We start from the raw sequence: 500 nt of genomic DNA, 5'->3' as shown, positions 1-500 counted from the left end.
AAGCGGTGCCGATCCAGCACGAGCATCGCGCGACCGATTACCGGCTGCAGCCCGAAGGCGACACGTCGGGCCACTACCGGATCTACTCGGTCGACCGCGTGATCGGCTACCGCCCCGGCCACGCGGTCGACCGCCATTACGTGCCGTTCGGCGTCGCGGGCGACGACGCGAACGCCGCGAGCTACCAGCTGATTCGCCGCGCCGCGCTCGACGGCCACGGGCAGGATCTCCATCTGGCGCTCGCCTACCCGCCCGGCGAGGCGCTCGCCACGGAAACGCTGTCGATCGGCCTGTCGTGCACGAACGGCGCGTTGCCCGGGCGCCTGAAGATCGGCGACGTGTGCCGCGCGACCGACAGCTCGCCCGAGCGCTTCACGTTCGCCAACATCGCGCCCGTGAGCCCGCCGCTCGATCCGCCGCTCGGCGAACCGCTGCTGTGGCGCACCATCAGCCATCTCGCGCTGAACTTCCTGTCGCTCGGCGACGCCGATCATCTGAAG

At 70.6% G+C, this 500-nt stretch carries 1 protein-coding gene; it reads left to right on the top strand.

Annotation, left to right across the window (positions count from 1 at the left end; all coding sequences use genetic code 11):
- Positions 1–500 (top strand): type VI secretion system baseplate subunit TssF (locus J5M56_RS24515; protein ID WP_207937999.1); only part of this gene is annotated, 500 nt, incomplete at both ends.

Source organism: Pseudomonas sp. 51_B (assembly GCF_017491595.1).
Classification (GTDB): domain Bacteria; phylum Pseudomonadota; class Gammaproteobacteria; order Pseudomonadales; family Pseudomonadaceae; genus Aquipseudomonas; species Aquipseudomonas promysalinigenes.
The sequence above is the reverse complement of the archived record's forward strand: the minus strand, read 5'-3'. Positions and strand labels throughout refer to the sequence as shown.